This window comes from Bacillus sp. Marseille-Q1617, assembly GCF_903645295.1.
Taxonomy (GTDB): domain Bacteria; phylum Bacillota; class Bacilli; order Bacillales; family Bacillaceae_B; genus Rossellomorea.
Map to the genome: position 1 here is coordinate 301,286 of NZ_CAHJXM010000003.1, position 18,866 is coordinate 320,151.

The following is an 18,866-nucleotide window of genomic DNA, read 5'->3' on the forward strand; positions in this document are numbered from 1 at the left end:
TATGCCGGAGGGTTGATTAATATGTTTCGATGTATGATTTGTCTTTGCGTTGTCTAGTATGGTAAAGATGGTAAAACATGTTAACGGATGAGGAGTGAAGGCTCAGAATGAAGAATGAGAAAAAGCCTGTCTCTACCAGGATAGAAGAGAATACAAGTTATCTTAAAGAAGCTCTGGCTGTTGATAAAAGTTTTGATGTCATACAGCTTGATTTAGAATATGCCGAACGCAAAATGGCTATGTTTTTAGTGGATGGTTTCGTTAAAGATGATATTATGCATTATTTAATGAAGCTATTATCAGGACTGAGTCCAGAGCAATTGGAAGAAGATACGTTACAGAAACTATTAAAAACCTATATCCCGTATATCGAAATCGAGCAGGTAGATGATCTGGATCAAGTCATTGACTTGGTGCTTGCAGGACCTACGGCGCTGGTGGTGGATGGAATTGATAAAGTCATTATCATCGATGCCAGAACATACCCTGTCAGAGGACCGCAGGAACCGGATATTGAAAGAGTCGTCAGGGGTTCGAGGGACGGTTATGTAGAGACGATTGTATTCAATACTGCACTGACGAGAAGAAGGGTGCGCGATCCTTCCCTCCGCATGGAATACATGCAGATAGGGAGAAGGTCGAAAACAGATATTGTCGTGTCTTATTTAGAAGACATTGCAGATCCCGAATTAGTTAAAAAAATCAAGGATTCCATATCGAAAATAGATACCGATGGACTTCCGATGGGAGAAAAAACACTGGAAGAATATATTTCAGGAAGGCATTGGAATCCCTACCCAATGGTACGGTATACGGAGAGACCGGACACTGCTGCCGCTCATCTATATGAAGGGCATGTCATCATCATGGTGGACGGGTCCCCGAGTGTATTGATCACCCCAACGACCTTTTGGCATCATTTGCAGCATGCCGAGGAATACCGCAACAAGCCTTCAGTAGGGGCTTACCTGCGCTTTGTGAGATTCATTGCAGTGTGGAGTTCCGTTTTTTTACTCCCTCTCTACTATTTATTTGCTATACAGCCTGAGTTGTTGCCGGATCAGCTGAGTTATGTCGGGCCAAACGAAACAGGAGAGGTACCATTATTTCTACAATTCTTTCTGATTGAGATAGGGATTGATATCCTGAGGATGGCAGCCATCCATACACCTTCCTCGCTCGCCACCGCGCTGGGCTTGGTGGCCGCCTTGATGATCGGTCAGGTGGCAGTTGAAGTCGGGCTGTTCATTAATGAAGTGATTTTATACCTTGCGATTGCGGCCATCGGTACGTTTGCTACACCGAGTTATGAGCTTAGCCTGGCAAACCGCCTCGTACGGATCTTTCTGCTGGCCGCCACATCTTTGTTCGGTGTTTATGGTTTTGTCATCGGCGTCATGGCCTGGTTAATAGCACTATCAAGAATGAAGTCATTTGACATCCCTTATATGTGGCCGTTCATACCGTTTAACTTCAGGGCATTCAGAGACGTATTCCTGCGCTCGCCAATGCCCCTCAAAAACAGAAGACCGCGCTTCCTGCACCCTAAGGACCCTGATCGTTAATATTTATAGTTGAGTTGACTTCCAACGGGATTATATCTCGCTGGAAGTCACTTTTTGTTTCTAACGTTTCATTCTAACGGATATTTCAAAGTTTGAAGTGGTGCTGGTAACGCGATTATTAACACAGAGTGGAGTGGATTGGAGCTGCAGGCACTTGACTCCTGCGGGATTTAGAGGAAAGGTCGAGACCCCGCAGGCGGAACGCCGAGGAGGCTCGACTTCCTCCCCGGGGAATCTTGTGCGTGCAGCGGAAAGGAACGGTCAACGATATAGTATATCTCTTCCTTTCACAAATTAGTATTTTATTAGTGTAAAGAAAGAATTGAGAACAGTCCGGATTTATCATATACTTTAGTGTGAAGAAAGAAAGCAGGTGTAAGAATGAAAACGATTTATGATATCCAGCAGTTTCTGAAATCCTATGGAACGATCATTTATGTTGGACATCGTCTTTCAGACCTGCAGCTAATGGAAGACGAACTGAAAGAGCTGTATAAATCCCAGCTGGTTGAACCAAGGGATTTCCAGACCGCACTGTTATTATTGAGGCAGGAAATAGCGGTAGAAAAAGAAAAACAAGACTAATAAGGGTGATACTATGACGGAAAAATGGCTGGTAGGGGTCGACTTAGGCGGCACCACGACCAAAATTGCATTCTTAAGTAAATACGGTGAACTGTTACATAAATGGGAAATCCCGACTGATAAATCCGATAATGGCAAGAACATCATCGTCGATATAGCCAAAGCGATCGACCGAAAGCTTGAAGAACTCGATCAAACCAAAGATAAGCTGGTCGGGATCGGCATGGGGGCACCTGGTCCGGTTGATATGGCAAAAGGTATAATTTATGAAGCGGTGAACCTGGGCTGGGATAAAAACACACCATTAAAGGATCTCCTGGAAGTAGAAACAGGTTTACCGGCTGTCATTGATAACGATGCAAATTGTGCAGCGCTCGGTGAAATGTGGAAAGGTGCAGGAGATGGCGCGAAGGATCTTGTCTGCGTCACACTTGGAACAGGAGTAGGCGGTGGTGTCATAACAAATGGCGATATCGTGCATGGAGTAAAAGGTGCAGGCGGGGAAATCGGGCATATTACAGTCGTGCCGCACGGAGGATTTCAATGTAATTGCGGAAAGACCGGCTGTCTTGAAACGGTGGCATCGGCAACGGGTGTCGTACGCCTGGCAAATGAAACCTTGGATTCTACTTCCACTCATTCGGCATTGAGGGATCTGCGGAACGAAAATGATGTGATCAGCGCCAAGGATGTCTTTGATACAGCTAGAAACAATGATGATTTAGCAAAAAACGTTGTTGACCAGCTTGCTTTTTATCTGGGTCTGGCATTAGCGAATTTAGGCAATGTACTGAATCCTGAAAAGATTGTGCTCGGCGGAGGTGTCTCTAAAGCAGGTGATGTTTTACTGAAGCCTGTCATAAACCATTTTCAACAATTTTCTTTCCCGACAGTCAGGACATCAACAGGGTTAAGCATCGCTACACTCGGCAATGATGCTGGTGTGATAGGTGCAGCCTGGCTGGTCAAAAATAAAATATGATTCATCATTAATAAAGAGCTCCCATAACGGGAGTTTTTTTTGTGAACTTTGTTAAAGTTAGTCGTTGTGTTTAACGGACTCATAATTTGAAAAAGCATTACTTTAGTAGATGACGCGGGACTCTTGACTTAAAAAGTTTTAAGTCCGGTTGAAATGAGACGTAGGCCTTAAGGTTCATTTTAAAGAAAAATGGACAATTTGAAACTTTTAACTGTTTCAAACGTCTAATAGTATGGGTAAGAGAATAAGGTGTAAAATATCATTTTATACTAGTTGTATGAATTTGGGTTTGACGTTTTGTAAAAAAAGTATTAAGATAACTCATGGTTCTATTTTAAAAATTCCTTTTTTTACCAGGGATAAATTTACATTAAGTGTTACATACGAAGGACCGGCGTAAGTAGCAAGGAGGTTACAAAATGAACATAAATAAGATTCCAAAGGTTCCTTTAATCATCATTGCAACATTACTCCTTTGGGTAAAAACGTACATCGTCTATAAAACTAGTTTTGATATAAAAATAGAAAACACGATTCAAGAAATCATTCTCTTCATGAATCCGTTAAGTTTCTTATTGTTTATATTTGGGATCGGACTGTTGATGAAGAAGGATAAATCACGAACGCGTTATATCATCATCACCAGTATCCTATTGTCTTCGATCCTCTATGGGAATGTTGTCTTTTATCGATTCTTCGATGACTTCTTGACACTTCCTGTTTTATTCCAAACAAGCAACTTCTCGGATTTAGGAAGCAGTGCAAGTGCCATTATGAGCTGGAAAGACCTGTTTTACTTCTTGGACGTAATCATACTTATCGCTTTGATTAAATTCATGCCTTCATGGTTCTCACTTGAAAATTACAGCCGTGTGAGCAGAAGAGCCTATTTCTTAGTTGCTACAGCATTGGTGTTCTTTAATCTTGGACTGGCTGAATCAGAAAGACCGCAGCTCCTTACAAGAACATTTGACCGTGAAATGCTTGTTAAGAATATTGGGACATACAACTACCACATATATGATATCTTCTTGCAATCTAAATCTTCTGCCCAGAGAGCATTGGCAGACGGCAGCGAGCTGGCAGGCATCGACAACTATATCCGTGCAAGCTACAATAAGCCTGACGATGAAATGTACGGAATTGCAAAAGACAAGAACCTGATTATTGTATCAATGGAATCTCTTCAAAACTTTGTCATCAACGAGAAAATGAATGGGGAAGAAATCACACCGTTTTTAAATGACTTTATCGGTGAAAGCTACTACTTTGATAATTTCTATCATCAAACGCAGCAGGGAAAAACGTCAGATTCAGAGTTCCTCTTGGATAACTCCCTTTATCCATTAAATCGAGGTGCAGTGTTCTTCACTCACTCAGGCAACCAGTTCGATTCCATGACGGAAAAACTTGATGCTAATGGATATTATACAACTGCAATGCACGCGAATAATAAGAGCTTCTGGAATCGGGATATCATGTATGATTCCTTAGGATATGAGCGTTTCTATTCATTGCCTGATTATGAAGTAACGGATGAAAACTCTGTTAACTGGGGAATGAAAGATATTCCTTTCTTTGAACAATCAGTGGAACATATGAAAGAAATGCCAAAACCTTTCAGTACGAAAATGATTACATTAACGAACCATTATCCATTCACTTTAGATGAAGAAGATAAATTAGTGGAGCCATACACGTCTAAAGACGGTACCGTGAACCGCTATTTCCAGACAGTACGCTATATGGATGAGGCATTGAAAAATTTTATTGCCGACCTTAAGGAATCAGGGTTGTATGAAGATTCCGTCCTCGTCATGTATGGAGATCACTACGGAATTTCTGAAAATCATAATACGGCCATGAGTCAATATCTGGGCAAGGAAGTAACTCCATTGGTAAGCACTCAACTTCAGAGGGTGCCGCTGATCATCCACGTCCCAGGACAAGAAGGAAAAACGATTTCCAAAGTCTCTGGCCAAATCGACCTGAAGCCAACGATTTTACATTTATTAGGGATCGATACAAAGAAAGACATTCAATTCGGTGCAGACCTCTTCTCTGAGCAGCATGAAGACTTTGCCATCCTGCGTGACGGACGTTTCATCACGAAAGATTATGTATATGCAGGAGAAAAATGCTGGGATAAGAATTCGGAAGAAGTAACCGATATGAAATTCTGTAAACCATATCAGGAACGCGCAACAGAAGAACTCGAATACTCAGATAAGATCATATACGGAGATCTGCTTCGCTTCTATGAAGAAACAGAGTACCGTGACGAAGACAAACAATAATCGAAAGCCTGTGAATTATTTCACCGGAGCCTGCGAATGAAGTTCACAGGAGCCTGCGAATAAATTCACAGGGGCCTGCGAATAAATTCGCAGGCTTTTTTTGTCATGAAATGAAGACTCCTTCATATGAGTAAGTAAGGATGGTATAGCAGGGAGGTTTCTGAAATGAAAGTAAGGGTGAGAAATGGAGATACATTTTGGTATTACAGCAATTTATTCTATATTCCTAACAAGTTAATCATTGATTCAAATCCCTCTCTCGACCCACAGGGATTAAAAATAGGAACGGAAGTAGAAATCCCTGGATTCACCAAAGAAAGCTATACAATCAAACAGGGAGATACGTTCTGGAATCTCGCCGGACAGCGGAATATACACGTGGATGCTATTTCATTGATAAATGGAGATATCAACCCAAATACCTTGAAAATCGGCACAACCATTTATTTACCTGCGAGAGTCGTCAACCCCATCGTAAACGGCAAACAAGGATATGGTTCTGAAGTTTTGGAAAGAGACCTGAAGAAGCTAAAAGAAATCTATCCGTTCATTAAATTGAACTCGATCGGTGAAAGTGTAATGGGAAAACCGCTCGTTGAAATGCGAATCGGAAATGGAAGGAGAAAGGTACACATGGATGCATCCTTTCATGCCAATGAATGGATCACCACTTCAATCTTGATGACTTTCCTGAATGAGTACCTGCTTTCTTTGACGAATGTGATGCCTATACGGGGGGTTCAAACAATGCCGATCTACACTGGTGTAACTTTATCGATTGTCCCAATGGTAAACCCTGATGGAGTGGACCTTGTCTTAAAAGGACCACCGGAGAATATGAATGAACAACTTATTACCTTAAATAAAGGCAGCTCTGATTTTACCGGCTGGAAAGCGAATATCCGCGGTGTGGACCTCAATAACCAATTTCCTGCAAAGTGGGAAATTGAAAAAGAGAGGAAGGAAGAAAAGTCGCCAGCCCCCCGGGATTTCCCAGGAGATAAGCCCCTTTCAGAACCTGAAGCAATTGCAATGGCTGAACTTGCGAAAGAAGAAGCCTTCGACAGGCTCCTTGCTATACACACCCAGGGGAAAGAGTTTTACTGGGGATATGAAGGGCTGGAACCTCCTGAAGCAGAAAGACTTGCCCAAGATTTCGAAAGGGTCAGCGGCTATAAATCCGTGAGATACGTGGACAGTTATGCAGGATATAAGGATTGGTTTATTAAAGAGTTTCAGAAACCCGCTTTTACGTTAGAACTCGGAAAAGGAATAAACCCACTTCCTCTATCACAATTTGATGAGATTTACAGGGACACATTAGGGATTTTCCTTGTAGCTGTTTATAGATGGTACTAAGAGAGTGGGTCTTTAACATAAACAGTTATTTTTTCCTGTTTCATTTAGTATAAACATAGTAGATTTTTATTGGGAAGAGGAGTAAAATTAATCATCAAGTTCTTTGCAGGGAAAGTATATTTATCCCCTGATAAGCATAAGGATCCTTCAATAAGGAGCATGTGATGGCCTTTTGACAATGCTGTAAGAGCACTGTCAAATCATGAGGTCATCATTTTTTGGATTTTTTGTAATGTTTTTATCATAATTTTGAAACATTTTGCCCGGTAATACGTACTAATTTATATGAGGATTTTTGAGAGGGGGAGAGTTTTTGAAAAAACACTGCGTACTTAATCTATTCATTGTTTTTAGTCTGGTAATGATGGCGTCATGTCAATCTCAGGTCACCGAAACTCCCTCTCCTGGAGAGAATAGGCAGGAAAAACAAGATATAAGAGAAATTAAGGAAAACAGTATTCAATCAGATAAGTTTATAGAAAATGTGGATTGGTTATCGAATACAGATGTGCTGAGTGTTATTGAAGAAGAAGGCGGGGCTGCCTTTTATGTGTCGGATGTATTCGAGGGGGGCAGTAAAGAAATATATCAAATACCTTCGTCCTACGTCCATTCAGTAGTGTCCCCGGATAAGGACAAGATACTGATTCACTCTGCCCCTGCCACATATTCGGCCATGATCACAATCATAGACCTTAACGGAAAAGTAATTTACCAGGATGAAATACCCTCATATGAATTATCTTATGAATGGAATGAATTCGATACAGCTAAACTTTTGATTACAAGCTTTGCTGAAGACTGGAGCTTTGAAGTATATGAACTGGATTTAAATACTTCCCAATTGGAGAAGGTCGATGTAGAACAGCCTTTTTTGAAATGGAATTCTGATGTTTCTGTTCTTTATCAGGATTGGGATAGCGATGAAATCAGTGTGTCAGCCCCTCTTATCAGTCAGAATTTACTGGATGGGAAAAAAGAGACTGTCGATGCATCAAGCATCCATTTTGAGCGCTTCCCTGAAATGCTGCTCTCTGTTCATGAAAGTGCAGGTGCAGATGATGATTTCACGTATCAGTTCATAAATGAATCCGGGGAAATCATTTCCAATTTCCAGATGACATTGCTTAGCCGTTACTCTGATTGGTTCATTCCTTTTTATGATATGATAGAAAACAAGAACGAGTTGATTACATTTCAAGCAAACGAGCCCGGTATTTTTGATACGTATTCAGGGACATTCACCTTGAAAAAATGGAATGTTCTGAATGGCAGCGAGAAAACACTGGTTGAAGAGATTCCTGTAGAACCAATACAGTGCGCACCTGAAGGAACTTATTGTTTGTATGGTAATCAGCTTGAAAAAGTGATCAATTTGAATGATTCCACCATCATACCACTAGTAAAAAAGGAAGGGTAGATACTACATGGCAATAGTAGACGTAACAGTGATTCCAATTGGAACAGATACTCCAAGTGTAAGTTCTTATGTTGCTGACCTGCAGAAAATCCTTAAGAGGCACCAGGATGAAGGAAATATCCGTTTTCAGCTCACTCCCATGAATACCATTATTGAAGGAGAACTTTCGACACTGCTCGGGGTCATCCAGGAAATCCACGAGGCACCGTTCCAGAAAGGGATCAAGCGCGTTGCCACAAATATTAGAATTGATGATCGCAGGGATAAAAAAGGAACAATGGAAGGGAAGCTTGCATCTGTTCAAGGACATATGGAATAAGAAAAGGGTGAGCAGGCTGACTGCTCACCCTTTCAAATTTCGGCGTTGGAAACGTAAAAAGCCCTCTCAAATGGAGGGCTTTTACAGGTGAATATAGAATTTTTAGTGACCACCCGGGTATCCAGAGTGAAGGACAGTCATAATTGTAAACCAGCCAAAAACACCAAGTGTAGCCAATGAAAATACGATTCCAAGAGCATTTTTGTTTTTGAATGTGCTCACTACTGCGAATAAAGCTAATAGTGTAACCAATGCTGTAATAATTACAAGACCCATTTATATGACCCCTTTCATTAAAAATGCGTTTTACTAACCGCTTACAAAATACAAATAATCATATGTACATAAATGCACTCATTAACATTTTATATTTTTTTCCTCTGTTTGTCGAGGTCAAAAGTTTGACACTTCTATGGCAAAATCAATTTCTATTTGTTTTTATCTCGTAACGGCTTCTGCTACAATAACAGTATATTGTTAGTAATAGAGGAGTGAAATCAAATGGAATGGAAACAGATTCCTTTAGGGCCGCTGCAAACAAATTGCTATATTCTATGGAACGATAGGAAAAAATGTTTGATCATCGATCCTGGTGCAGAAGGAGAAAAATTAGTAAATTGGCTGAATGAAAATAATCTTGAGCCGCTGGCGATTTTATTGACTCATGCTCATTTTGATCATATTGGCGCAGTCGATACAGTCAGGGATACATATAAGGTACCGGTATATATCCATGAGAAGGAGTCGGGATGGCTGACTGACCCCGGCTTGAATGGTTCCGGTTTGTTAGGGATGGGAAGTATTCAATGCAGTCCCGCAGAAAAAGTATTCTCTTCTGAAAAAACGGTCACCATTGAGGATTTTACGCTTGAACTTTTTCAAACGCCCGGCCACTCTCCTGGAAGTCTTTCTTATTATGTACAAAATGAAGGAATAGTATTTGCCGGAGACACACTTTTTATGGGAAGCATCGGGCGTAGTGATCTGCCTGGCGGGAATCATGAACAGCTGCTGTCCAGTATACATGACCATCTGCTCACCCTCCCGGAAGAAACAGTCGTCCTTCCCGGGCATGGTCCCACAACTACAGTTGGGCATGAGATGGACGGCAATCCATTCTTGAATGGGTTTTAATATAAATTGGTGATGAATAAAAAAATTCCCTTTAGCTTATGCTAAAGGGAATTTTTTTAGTGTCCTCCTGCACCCGGAGTCATCATAAAGGTCGTCCAGTAAGTAAACCCAGCGAAGAACACAGTTAGATAGGCACCGAAAATATAAATATACATACGTTCGGAAAGTTTTAAGTAGCTTAACATAATGAAGAATCCTGTTTGGCCTAAAAAGATTAATGATGTCGTTGTCATATCGCCAAGATAAAACATTACAGCAAAAATTCCAGTCCAGAATCCAAGAACTCTGTACATACGATCCATATGTAACCCTCCTTTGCACCCTAAGTCCATCATTCAATATTATAAATGAATCATACTGCAAAAGTAAATATCTGTTTGATGATAGTTTGTGACGATTACGTGATATCTACTCTAAGAACTTCAATATATAGCATGATTTCTTACGGCAGCATCCTGTTGAGACAGCGAAGCTTTATAATATGATACCCTCGTTTTTTTGATATAAGCTTATTTGTACAATTTTGTATAGCCTTTTTACAATTAAAAAGGTTCATTAAAAAGCCGTAAAACCAGGTCCTGTATTAGGGAGCAGCGTTTATTTTAGTTTTTAAAAAAATAATCACAAAATCCTGAGTGAAAATACTGTACAAAAGTTATACAAAAAGTATACAATGAGTGTAATTAAAAAAGTAACTTGCTTATATACAAATTAAGGAGGATTTATAATGGAAAACTTAACGTTCTTTACTTATCCAAGCTGCACCTCTTGTAGAAAAGCAAAAAAATGGCTGAATGCAAACTCGATCGAATTTGATGAACGTCATCTTTTTAGGGATACACCCACTCATGAGGAACTGGTTCAATTACTCTCCCTCACGACAGAAGGACTTGATGAAATCCTGGCCACCCGGAGCCAGACATTCAAAAATTTAGGGAAAGATGTGGATGACCTCCCGCTATCCCAGGTGATTGACTTAATTGTTCAGGAACCGAAGCTTCTTCGCCGCCCTTTATTAACTGACGGAAAAAAGCTGGTTGTCGGATTTAATCCGGATGGCCTGAAAAGCTTTTCAGGCAAAAAGCCCAGTTTGAAGAAGAGCAGTTGATTGAAGGAATGATGAGGAGAATCGAAAAGGCAGGCACCTTATGGGATGCCTGCCTTTTCTTATGCTTGTCGTCTCTGAACGAGCCGCCTCCGCTTTTCTTGTATCCAGCTCCAGGGCTTAGAGGCTCGAGGTCATAAGTCAAGCCACCCAAAAAGGCAAAGAACGCCTTTCCGGGTGGCTCGACTTATGCTTGTCGCCTCTGGGCGAAGCCCTTCCGCTTTTAATTGTGTCCAGCTCCGGCGGCTAGGAGCTCGAGGTCATAAGCTAAACTTACCAAAAAGGCAAAGAGCGCCTTTCCGGTAAGTTCATCTTATGCTTGTCGCTCCTGAACGAGCCGCCTCCGCTTTTCGTACTGGGCTAGCTGGATTCGAACCAACGCATGTCGCAGTCAAAGTGCGATGCCTTACCGCTTGGCTATAGCCCATTGTTGTTGCTACATTGGATAGTATGAGAAGGCGGGCAAAAAAATATACAATGTTTTAAAAGTTTTCTTCAAATTTTAACTTAAGTGAGAAGTGTCCGCTATTTTTGAATCAAAATTGAACGAACTAAGCTTTAACATCAAAAAAAATAAAGGGTTTTGTAAATTTTTGTCGTATATATTATTTATAGAACATGAAAGGTGGTGCCAATCACGATTTATCAATCGGTAGAGTCTCTTTCAGAAATTATGCTCAAAGATGCAATCAGTAATGATGCATCCGATATTCATCTGATTCCCCGACTCCATGATTACAACATCCAGTTCCGTAAAACGGGGGTGCTGTCCCCATTCCAATCGGTTCCTCTCGAACAAGGAGAGCGCCTGATCGCTCATCTAAAGTTCATGGCATCAATGGATATCGGAGAAAAACGGAAACCTCAAAGCGGTTCCTTCAACATGACCATCAGGAACTCACCCGTTTCCCTCAGAATATCGACCCTGCCAACCAATCACCTCAAAGAAAGCCTCGTCATACGGATACTCCCAACAAAGCTCCATATATCACTCGAACAAATGTCGCTTTATCCCTCTTCAGCCAAAAAACTCCTTGCCCTTCTGATGTATTCCCATGGCCTCATCATTTTCACAGGACCGACCGGCAGCGGAAAAACCACTACCTTGTACTCGCTAGTCCATCACTGTTCATCCGCCCTCAACCGCAATGTGATCACATTGGAAGATCCCATCGAAAAAGATCATGAAGATATGGTACAGATCCAAGTGAATGAAAAAGCGGGGATCACCTATTCAACAGGATTGAAAGCCATTTTGAGGCATGATCCCGATATCATCATGGTGGGCGAGATCCGCGATAAGGAAACGGCGGAAATTGCTATAAGGGCTAGTTTGACGGGGCATTTAGTATTGACAACATTACACACCAAAGACGCAAAGAGCGCTGTTTACAGGTTGATGGAATTGGGGATTCACTGGCATGATATCCAACAGACATTGATTGCGGTGTCGGCTCAACGGCTCCTGAAGCTACGCTGTCCAGTCTGTGACTTGGACTGTAAGGGTGAGTGCAAAGGAAGGGGAGCGGTTAAAAGGGCTTCAGTTTATGAGATTGTGACGGGGAGCGCTCTAAAAGAAGTTATTAAAGAAGCAAGAGGGGAAGAGGCTTACTATCAGTATCCTACTCTTCGATCATTGATTAACAAGGGGGTGGCACTGGGATTTGTTCCAGAAGCTGAGTTCCGGAAATGGATTCATGAGGAAACCTGATGAACAGGGGAAATTTCTGAAGCGAATAGGTGATCTGCTTGAGAAAGGCTACACATTTTCAGAAGCGATTGATTTTTTACTTTTGCCTGGGAGGAATGGCCCTAAGAAATTAAGGAAGAGGATCACCCACTCCCTTCAAAAAGGAGAATCGCTTTCCACCATCTTTGACCGGCAGCTAAAACTGCCGAAACAGGTTTCCGCTCAAATTTTTTTCGCTGAACACCATGGTCAGATGGGGGAGACACTAATCGAAGCAGGCAGTTACCTCCTGAAAAAGAATGAGGAGAAACAAAAGGTACTCCGGGTCATTCAGTATCCAGTCTTATTGGTACTGGTGGCGATTATTTTGATGGTGCTCCTTCGCAATATCCTGTTTCCCCGTTTTCAAGCCTTATACAGTTCACTTGGATACGAACAGACAAGCAGCTTGAATTATCTGTTGTGGTTTATTGAAAGCTTTCCTACTTATTTTTTTGGATTCATGCTGATCCTGGCAATCGCTGCCCCCTTCCTGTACTTCTTCCAACACAAACTTTTTCGAGTGAAGCATTTCATTTTCCTTACAAAGATTCCGCTGCTGTCTTATTTCATCCAACACCATCATACTCACTTCTTTGCTAGGGAACTCAGCTTTCTCCTTAAAAACGGCGTGTCCATCACGGAATCTTTAACGATCATTGAAAAACAGTCATTCCGTCCTTCCATGCAATACATTTCGAAGAAGCTCCTGAATGGATTGAAAGAAGGAAAACCGCTGTATGAATGCACTGCGGGTTTGTCACTTTTTCAGCAAGAGTTTTCATATGTGGTTGCTCATGGTCAAAAGAACGGGAGGCTCGCCGATGAGTTGAAACTGTTCAGTGACATTTGCTTTACGGAACTTGAAGAAAAAGGGAATCAATTATTGAGGTACATCCAGCCAACGATTTTTGCCTTCGTCGGGTTATTCATCATGGCCATTTATTTTTCAATCATGATGCCGTTATTCCAAATGATGCAAGGGATCTAAAGAAAAACATAAAGGGAGGAACACTTAATGCTGAATAATGAAAAAGGATTTACCATGATCGAAATGATGATTGTCCTGCTTGTCATTTCGGTTCTATTATTTGTGACAATCCCAAATGTCACCAGTCAAAGTAACAAGATCAATTCCAAAGGGTGTGAAGCGTTCATGAACATGGTGGAGGGGCAGGTGGAAGCTTATAAAATGGATGGAAACACGGAACCGGTCAGTATGGCTGAATTAGTGACAAAAAAGTATTTGAACCCAGAATATCAAAAATGTCCTGACGGCAGCTCCCTTACAATCGATGCGGGAGGGAACGTGGTAAAAGTAAGTGTGGGAGATTAAAAAACGCCTCCACACTCAAAATGGTTTTACTTTCATAGAAATGATGATTGTCTTACTTGTATTCTCCATCCTGATAAACTTCGCTGCTTTTTCAACAGAACCATTAAAAAAGCAGACTGTAAAAAGTCTGTTCATTTCCCAGCTCCAATCAGATCTCTACTTGATACAAAGCCACAGTATTTTCTCGCAATCTTCTCTCACTTTAGTTTTCTATCCCTATGCAAATAAATATATCGCGAAAGATTATTACGGGACCACTCTGGTTTCCAGGGAACTGCCGGCCGGAATTGAGCTTTCTGAACTGAACAGGTTGAATGAAATCGTATTTAACTCCTCTGGAAATACGAATCGGTTCGGTCCAGTGTATTTCAATTATGAAAGCTCCACTATTAAGCTATCATTTCAAATCGGGCAAGGGAGATTTTATGTACAGGAACTCTAATGGATTTTCAATGGCTGAGAATGTAATTGCCCTCAGCTGCTTTATGATGATAATGACTTTTTTCCTTCCTTTTTGCATAAAGATGATGATGACTCTGGAGGAAAAACAGCATAGGGTGGAAGCCTTGAAGTTTCTGCAGGAAGGAATGGAACAGGCGATTGTTACGAATGACTTCAAATCTTATAACCGTACGTTTGAAGGTATCCGCTACTCCTTCAGCTGGGAAGATGTGAACACGGATGCTTGTGTATCTTATACAAAGGGGAGTGTCATTAATGAAGTCTGTGCTGCAGAATAATAAGGGATTCACGCTTTTGGATGCACTCCTGTCCCTATTGGTATTGTCGATTATTTCACTCAGCTTCCCACTGATCATGAAAGGATTCCAAACCATAAAAACAGTGAGCGTCCCGCCCCGTTATTATGAATGGAATTTGTTCAGCGAAAGTCTGAGGAATGAGATGTGGGGAAGCGGGAATATCATGATATCACCTGAGCAGCTCTCATTTGATAAAGAAGGTGAAAGAATTACCTATGAACGATACCAAAACTCCATTCGCAGGAAAGTGAATGAAAGAGGACATGAAGTCGTGCTGCAATCGATTCATACCCTTGCTTTTTCCCAAGTGCCGCAAGGGGTAAAGGTGGAAATCAAATTTGAAAAAGGGGAGGGCATGGAAAGTGAGTTTTATTACTTTCAAAAGAATCCTACTTCGGAAATTCCTGGGTGAAGATGGAATTATCTTGCCTTATTCTCTCCTGCTCTTAATTTTGGTGATGATGACGGGGGCTGCCTCGACAAGCCTTTTTCTAAGCAAGTATCAATATTTAACCAACATGGGGAAAGTGTATGAGAGGAAAGTAAGCATTGCGCATGGCGTGCTGCTTGGGATTGAACGAGGAACGGAGGGAACCGTTCAGCTTATAGGACCTTATGGACAAACCAAATTAACGACCACTCAACTGACTGAAGAGGAAATGATAATGGAAATCACCTATCAATCTAGTGATAAGGTTTTTAAGCCAGTCTCTGTTGTGTATAATAAGGAAACAAAACACATTACAGATTGGAAGTAATACGGATGGCGATTTTTTTGGTAGGTTTTATGGGAGTCGGAAAGACCACGGTTGGTAAAGAGCTTGGGAAGCTGCAGCAGCTGCCTGTCATCGATATGGACCACTTCATAGAAGAGAAGGAAGACCGGGTCATCAAAGATATCTTCAGGGTGAAAGGGGAAGATCACTTTCGTGCAATTGAAACAGAGGCATTGAAGGAACTGATGATAAAAGAAGCGGTCGTTACCACGGGAGGAGGAATTATTGAAAGAAAAGAGAACAGAGAAATGCTGGCAGCCGCTGAGACCGTGTTCCATTTGTTCTGTTCTTTTGAGGTTTTGTGGGAACGGCTGAAGGAAGACTCCGAGCGTCCGCTGGTACAATCAAATTCCATGGACGGCTTGCTTGAGCTATACAATCGCCGCTTGCCCCTATATAGGAGTGTCAGTAAGGCTGAAATTGATACTACGTACAAAACAATTGATGAAACGATAAATGAATTCAGGCGTAATCTCACTTTTGATTAAATTCAGAAGCGCTGGATATACTGATAGAAGCGGAAGGTGGTGCCCTTGTGTCAGTAAATGATTACGTGAAATTCATAACCCAGACATTTGTTCAGCATTATGATAAATCTCCCCATGAACGAAAATCACTCAAACACCAAAGGAAGAATCAGCGGCCCCCATTCTTATTCAGATGGTTTGGGATCGTGCCTTATGCATTTATGGTTTTGTTTAAAAAGAATAAAAAATAGGAACCGCCGCTGTGGATTGCAGGGCGGTTTCCTTATGGCGGGATCAATGTGAATGCTGTAAGTAGAAAATACCGCCATTGATGATATCAATCGATATTTTTGGTTCATATTGTTCCTTCAATGCCTGCTTTTCAAGATGATAAGATTCAGGTTTTTCCTCGTGGTCCCCATAGAAATGACTCAGCAGTTCCAAATCCTCATCCCATCTTTTCCGTGCCTCATCTGCCCATTTGAATGATTCTTTTTCAAGTCCGTGCAGAAGGTAACTTTGAATGCGGTTTATCCCGCTTTTAGGTTTGATAATGGGTGTCAATGTAAAAGAAAAATCGGGTATTTTCGGCGTCAGCTTTTTCGATAACAAAAAATTGTGAAAGTCTTCTTGAATATGACCATTGATTAAATTAAGCCCGATGCTCCGGATGGTGTCTTTCTTTAAATTTGTCACATGGGAGATCTTTATATTCAATCCCAGCCATGGATGAAGCGGCACTTGCTGTCCATTGGCATTCATTCGCTCTTCATAAAGCCGGATGTAGCCTGCCAGATTTCCCGTGGAACGGAATATCTGGTGTAATCGCGGAGAGCCGAAGTGAATGAGCTCCCCTTTAAAGTCTTCAGGTGCTTTTTCACCATTCGTCACTAAAGATAGTGTCATCGGATTCGGGGTGCCGCCTGTCTTTTCAAGATAGTGCCAATAAAAAGGCCGGTTCATCAACTCTTTATCCAAGTCGATTGTCAGTTGCACCGTCATATAGCCGTCCCCGTTTGCAACCAGCTCGCAGCCGTTTGCTGTAAAATAACGCTCAAGAAATCGATGAATTTCGTGCTGCTGCATTAGCTTGTTCCTCCTTTAGTTCTTCTGCAAATTGAATCATGCTGGTGAGGTTCTCCATTTTGATTTTGAGTTCACCCTCTGTCTTGGATGAGGAAAGGATATCTGCCACATGCTCTTCAAAATCTGCAAAATCAAGCCGTGTCAAAATCTCATCCAGCTGCCCGATCACCCGCTCGAATAGGTTGATTTTTTCATATAACAGTTTCAAAATATGTTCCTCTACAGTATCTCTCGTGGCGAAATTATAGATATGCACATCCTCGGTCTGTCCCAGACGATGTACACGTCCGATCCGCTGCTCCAAGCGCATAGGATTCCATGGGAGATCGAAGTTGATGACATGGTGGCAGAACTGCAGGTTGATGCCTTCTCCGCCGGCTTCTGTTGCGATCAATACCTGGGCATGGTTTTGAAATAGCTGACGCATCCAATCTTTTTTACCCCGTTTGAACCCGCCCCTGAACGGTACGGAAGAAATGCCATGCTGCTTTAAAAACCATTGCAAGTACAACTGGGTCGCCCGGTACTCGGTGAAAATGATGACTTTGTTATTTATTTTCTGGATCAGTTCCAAAGCTTTCTGCGCCTTGGAGTTGGTCGTCACATTTTCTACTTTTTTCATGAGCGTCCCAATCGTATTCTCAAATGCTGCAGAAGGATTTTCCTTTTTCTCAAGCATGTTTTTAAGTGTATAAAAAACTGACTCCCTGCTGCTGCACGCTTCCCGCTGCAGGGTGAGAAGAGAAAATGAACTGGATGTGACCCACTCATCGTAGCTGCCTTTTAACATATTGATGCTGTTGTATAGATCCCGTTCCTGTTCATTGAAGTCAATGAGTATCGTTTTTACATGACGCTTTGTCCACTCTATCCCTGTATCGCTCCTTCTGTTCCGGATCATGACTTTATTGATGAGGTGGTTTAAGCTTTCATCATCATGAACCGTCCGGTCACCTTTTTTATAACGGTCGGTAAAACCGGATTCGTTACCAAGATGACCTGGCTTTAAAAGTGAGACAAGATGAAAAATTTCTTCGACCTTATTTTGGATGGGAGTGGCTGTAAGCAATAAACAAAACTTTTTCTTCAGATTTTGGACAAATTCATAGTTTTTGGTTTTATGATTTTTTAGTTTGTGAGCTTCATCAATGATGACGAGATCATAATCCTGTTCATATACTTTTTCCCGGTGAGGGCTCCGCTTGGCAGTGTCCATGGAAGAAACGACGATATCACATTGATCCCAGACATAGCTCTTGCGCTGCGCGACGGCAGGGATGAAGAATTTGCTGTTCAGTTCATAAGACCACTGTGAGACGAGTGAAGCGGGTACCAGTATCAACACTTTTTTCACAAGCCCGCGTATCATATATTCTTTCAATATCAAACCGGCTTCTATGGTCTTCCCGAGGCCCACCTCATCAGCAAGGATGGCTTTTCCATTCATTGTTTCCACTACCTGCCGTGCAGCTTCTAGCTGATGGGGGAGAGGAGTCACATTTGCCAAATGTTTTGGTGCCTGAAGCCCTTCAAAGTTCGGGATTGCGAGATGCTGCTCGCATTCCACTGCGAGCTTGTACAGCTCCCAATTCCCCCAAGGACCATCATTACTTATTAAAGTGTCCAGACCTTCGCCCCACTCCTCATTAAATAGAACATCAACATTCATATGAAAAACATCTCCTTATTTAATAGAAAAATGATTGCCGGGAACTCATGTTTAATGGTAGGATGAGAGTAGATTACCTAATGTTTTGAAAACTACAATAATCCGAACATTCACATCAATAACATTTCTACTGTATATACTTCTAGTATGACCAAATGTTGCAAGGAATATTGGCGAATGATGGCAAGGGGAGAGACTGTAACTTACAGCGCCGAAGGAGCAAACATCTTAAGTGTGAATCTCTCAGGCAAAAAGACTCTTGGCGGACGCAGCTCT

General features: G+C 41.7%; 22 protein-coding genes, 1 tRNA gene and 1 riboswitch. Of the genes, 18 read left to right on the plus strand and 5 right to left on the minus strand.

Annotation, left to right across the window (positions count from 1 at the left end; genetic code table 11):
• Positions 1-107: 107 nt before the first annotated feature.
• From HWX64_RS18750 to HWX64_RS18780, 7 genes are all read left to right on the plus strand, one after another.
• On the plus strand, positions 108-1,565 hold the full coding sequence (locus HWX64_RS18750; protein WP_175991044.1) for a spore germination protein: 1,458 nt from the start codon (positions 108-110) through the stop codon (positions 1,563-1,565).
• 381 nt (positions 1,566-1,946) lie between these two features.
• Positions 1,947-2,150: a YqgQ family protein gene (locus HWX64_RS18755; RefSeq protein WP_175991045.1), complete on the plus strand. Its 204-nt coding sequence runs from the start codon at positions 1,947-1,949 to the stop codon at positions 2,148-2,150.
• Between the two features lie 13 nt (positions 2,151-2,163).
• A complete protein-coding gene (locus tag HWX64_RS18760; RefSeq protein ID WP_175991046.1) occupies positions 2,164-3,132 on the plus strand; it encodes an ROK family glucokinase in 969 nt (322 codons plus the stop codon).
• A gap of 419 nt (positions 3,133-3,551) precedes the next feature.
• Positions 3,552-5,429 (plus strand): LTA synthase family protein, encoded by a 1,878-nt coding sequence (locus HWX64_RS18765; RefSeq protein WP_175991047.1) that lies wholly within the window; start codon positions 3,552-3,554, stop codon positions 5,427-5,429.
• Positions 5,430-5,594: 165 nt separating this feature from the next.
• Positions 5,595-6,788 carry a M14 family metallopeptidase gene (locus tag HWX64_RS18770; protein WP_175991048.1) on the plus strand — a complete coding sequence of 398 codons (1,194 nt, stop codon included), beginning with the start codon at positions 5,595-5,597 and terminating at the stop codon, positions 6,786-6,788.
• Positions 6,789-7,101: 313 nt separating this feature from the next.
• On the plus strand, positions 7,102-8,208 hold the full coding sequence (locus HWX64_RS18775; protein ID WP_175991049.1) for a hypothetical protein: 1,107 nt from the start codon (positions 7,102-7,104) through the stop codon (positions 8,206-8,208).
• A 7-nt stretch (positions 8,209-8,215) separates the two neighbouring features.
• Entirely contained in the window at positions 8,216-8,527 is a 312-nt protein-coding gene (locus tag HWX64_RS18780; protein WP_175991050.1) for an MTH1187 family thiamine-binding protein, read from the plus strand.
• Between the two features lie 102 nt (positions 8,528-8,629).
• Here the strand turns inward: HWX64_RS18780 and HWX64_RS18785 are convergent, their stop codons facing one another.
• Positions 8,630-8,803: a DUF2759 domain-containing protein gene (locus HWX64_RS18785; protein ID WP_172253483.1), complete on the minus strand. Its 174-nt coding sequence runs from the start codon at positions 8,801-8,803 to the stop codon at positions 8,630-8,632.
• A 225-nt stretch (positions 8,804-9,028) separates the two neighbouring features.
• On the opposite strand from HWX64_RS18785, the gene HWX64_RS18790 reads away from it, so the two are divergent.
• The gene (locus HWX64_RS18790; protein ID WP_175991051.1) at positions 9,029-9,661 is read left to right on the plus strand and encodes an MBL fold metallo-hydrolase; all 633 of its coding nucleotides are present in this window, start codon (positions 9,029-9,031) and stop codon (positions 9,659-9,661) included.
• A 56-nt stretch (positions 9,662-9,717) separates the two neighbouring features.
• On the opposite strand, the gene HWX64_RS18795 is transcribed toward HWX64_RS18790, so the two are convergent.
• Positions 9,718-9,963: a DUF2626 domain-containing protein gene (locus HWX64_RS18795; protein ID WP_032087678.1), complete on the minus strand. Its 246-nt coding sequence runs from the start codon at positions 9,961-9,963 to the stop codon at positions 9,718-9,720.
• Between the two features lie 425 nt (positions 9,964-10,388).
• On the opposite strand from HWX64_RS18795, the gene HWX64_RS18800 reads away from it, so the two are divergent.
• Positions 10,389-10,769 carry a Spx/MgsR family RNA polymerase-binding regulatory protein gene (locus HWX64_RS18800; protein ID WP_303049498.1) on the plus strand — a complete coding sequence of 127 codons (381 nt, stop codon included), beginning with the start codon at positions 10,389-10,391 and terminating at the stop codon, positions 10,767-10,769.
• Positions 10,770-11,121: 352 nt separating this feature from the next.
• On the opposite strand, the gene HWX64_RS18805 is transcribed toward HWX64_RS18800, so the two are convergent.
• A tRNA-Gln gene (locus tag HWX64_RS18805) sits at positions 11,122-11,193 on the minus strand.
• Between the two features lie 246 nt (positions 11,194-11,439).
• Between HWX64_RS18805 and comGA the strand changes: the two genes are divergently transcribed.
• The 9 genes from comGA (at position 11,440) to HWX64_RS18850 (ending at position 16,086) form a co-directional block, all read left to right on the plus strand.
• Positions 11,440-12,477 (plus strand): competence type IV pilus ATPase ComGA, encoded by a 1,038-nt coding sequence (gene comGA, locus HWX64_RS18810; RefSeq protein ID WP_175991596.1) that lies wholly within the window; start codon positions 11,440-11,442, stop codon positions 12,475-12,477.
• Complete coding sequence (comGB, locus tag HWX64_RS18815) at positions 12,431-13,486, plus strand: competence type IV pilus assembly protein ComGB (protein WP_175991052.1); 1,056 nt, start codon at positions 12,431-12,433, stop codon at positions 13,484-13,486. Before comGA ends, comGB begins: the two co-directional genes overlap by 47 nt.
• A 27-nt stretch (positions 13,487-13,513) precedes the next feature.
• Positions 13,514-13,831, plus strand: a complete 318-nt coding sequence (gene comGC, locus HWX64_RS18820; protein WP_175991053.1) for a competence type IV pilus major pilin ComGC — start codon at positions 13,514-13,516, stop codon at positions 13,829-13,831.
• A complete protein-coding gene (gene comGD / locus HWX64_RS18825) occupies positions 13,818-14,273 on the plus strand; it encodes a competence type IV pilus minor pilin ComGD (protein ID WP_175991054.1) in 456 nt (151 codons plus the stop codon). Before comGC ends, comGD begins: the two co-directional genes overlap by 14 nt.
• 124 nt (positions 14,274-14,397) lie before the next feature.
• Entirely contained in the window at positions 14,398-14,571 is a 174-nt protein-coding gene (locus tag HWX64_RS18830) for a hypothetical protein (RefSeq protein ID WP_175991055.1), read from the plus strand.
• Positions 14,549-15,004: a competence type IV pilus minor pilin ComGF gene (comGF, locus tag HWX64_RS18835; protein ID WP_175991056.1), complete on the plus strand. Its 456-nt coding sequence runs from the start codon at positions 14,549-14,551 to the stop codon at positions 15,002-15,004. The genes HWX64_RS18830 and comGF overlap by 23 nt, the downstream gene beginning before the upstream one ends.
• 13 nt (positions 15,005-15,017) lie before the next feature.
• On the plus strand, positions 15,018-15,350 hold the full coding sequence (locus tag HWX64_RS18840) for a hypothetical protein (protein ID WP_175991057.1): 333 nt from the start codon (positions 15,018-15,020) through the stop codon (positions 15,348-15,350).
• A gap of 5 nt (positions 15,351-15,355) precedes the next feature.
• Entirely contained in the window at positions 15,356-15,856 is a 501-nt protein-coding gene (locus HWX64_RS18845; RefSeq protein WP_175991058.1) for a shikimate kinase, read from the plus strand.
• A gap of 47 nt (positions 15,857-15,903) precedes the next feature.
• The gene (locus HWX64_RS18850) at positions 15,904-16,086 is read left to right on the plus strand and encodes a YqzE family protein (RefSeq protein WP_175991059.1); all 183 of its coding nucleotides are present in this window, start codon (positions 15,904-15,906) and stop codon (positions 16,084-16,086) included.
• Between the two features lie 43 nt (positions 16,087-16,129).
• Here the strand turns inward: HWX64_RS18850 and HWX64_RS18855 are convergent, their stop codons facing one another.
• Together HWX64_RS18855 and HWX64_RS18860 are read right to left on the minus strand one after the other, a co-directional pair.
• Positions 16,130-16,921 (minus strand): YqhG family protein, encoded by a 792-nt coding sequence (locus HWX64_RS18855; protein ID WP_175991060.1) that lies wholly within the window; start codon positions 16,919-16,921, stop codon positions 16,130-16,132.
• Positions 16,890-18,590, minus strand: coding sequence for a DEAD/DEAH box helicase (locus HWX64_RS18860; RefSeq protein ID WP_175991061.1), 1,701 nt, complete (start codon positions 18,588-18,590; stop codon positions 16,890-16,892). The genes HWX64_RS18855 and HWX64_RS18860 overlap by 32 nt, the downstream gene beginning before the upstream one ends.
• A gap of 177 nt (positions 18,591-18,767) precedes the next feature.
• Positions 18,768-18,859: riboswitch (glycine riboswitch) on the plus strand.
• The last annotated feature ends 7 nt before the right edge of the window (positions 18,860-18,866 follow it).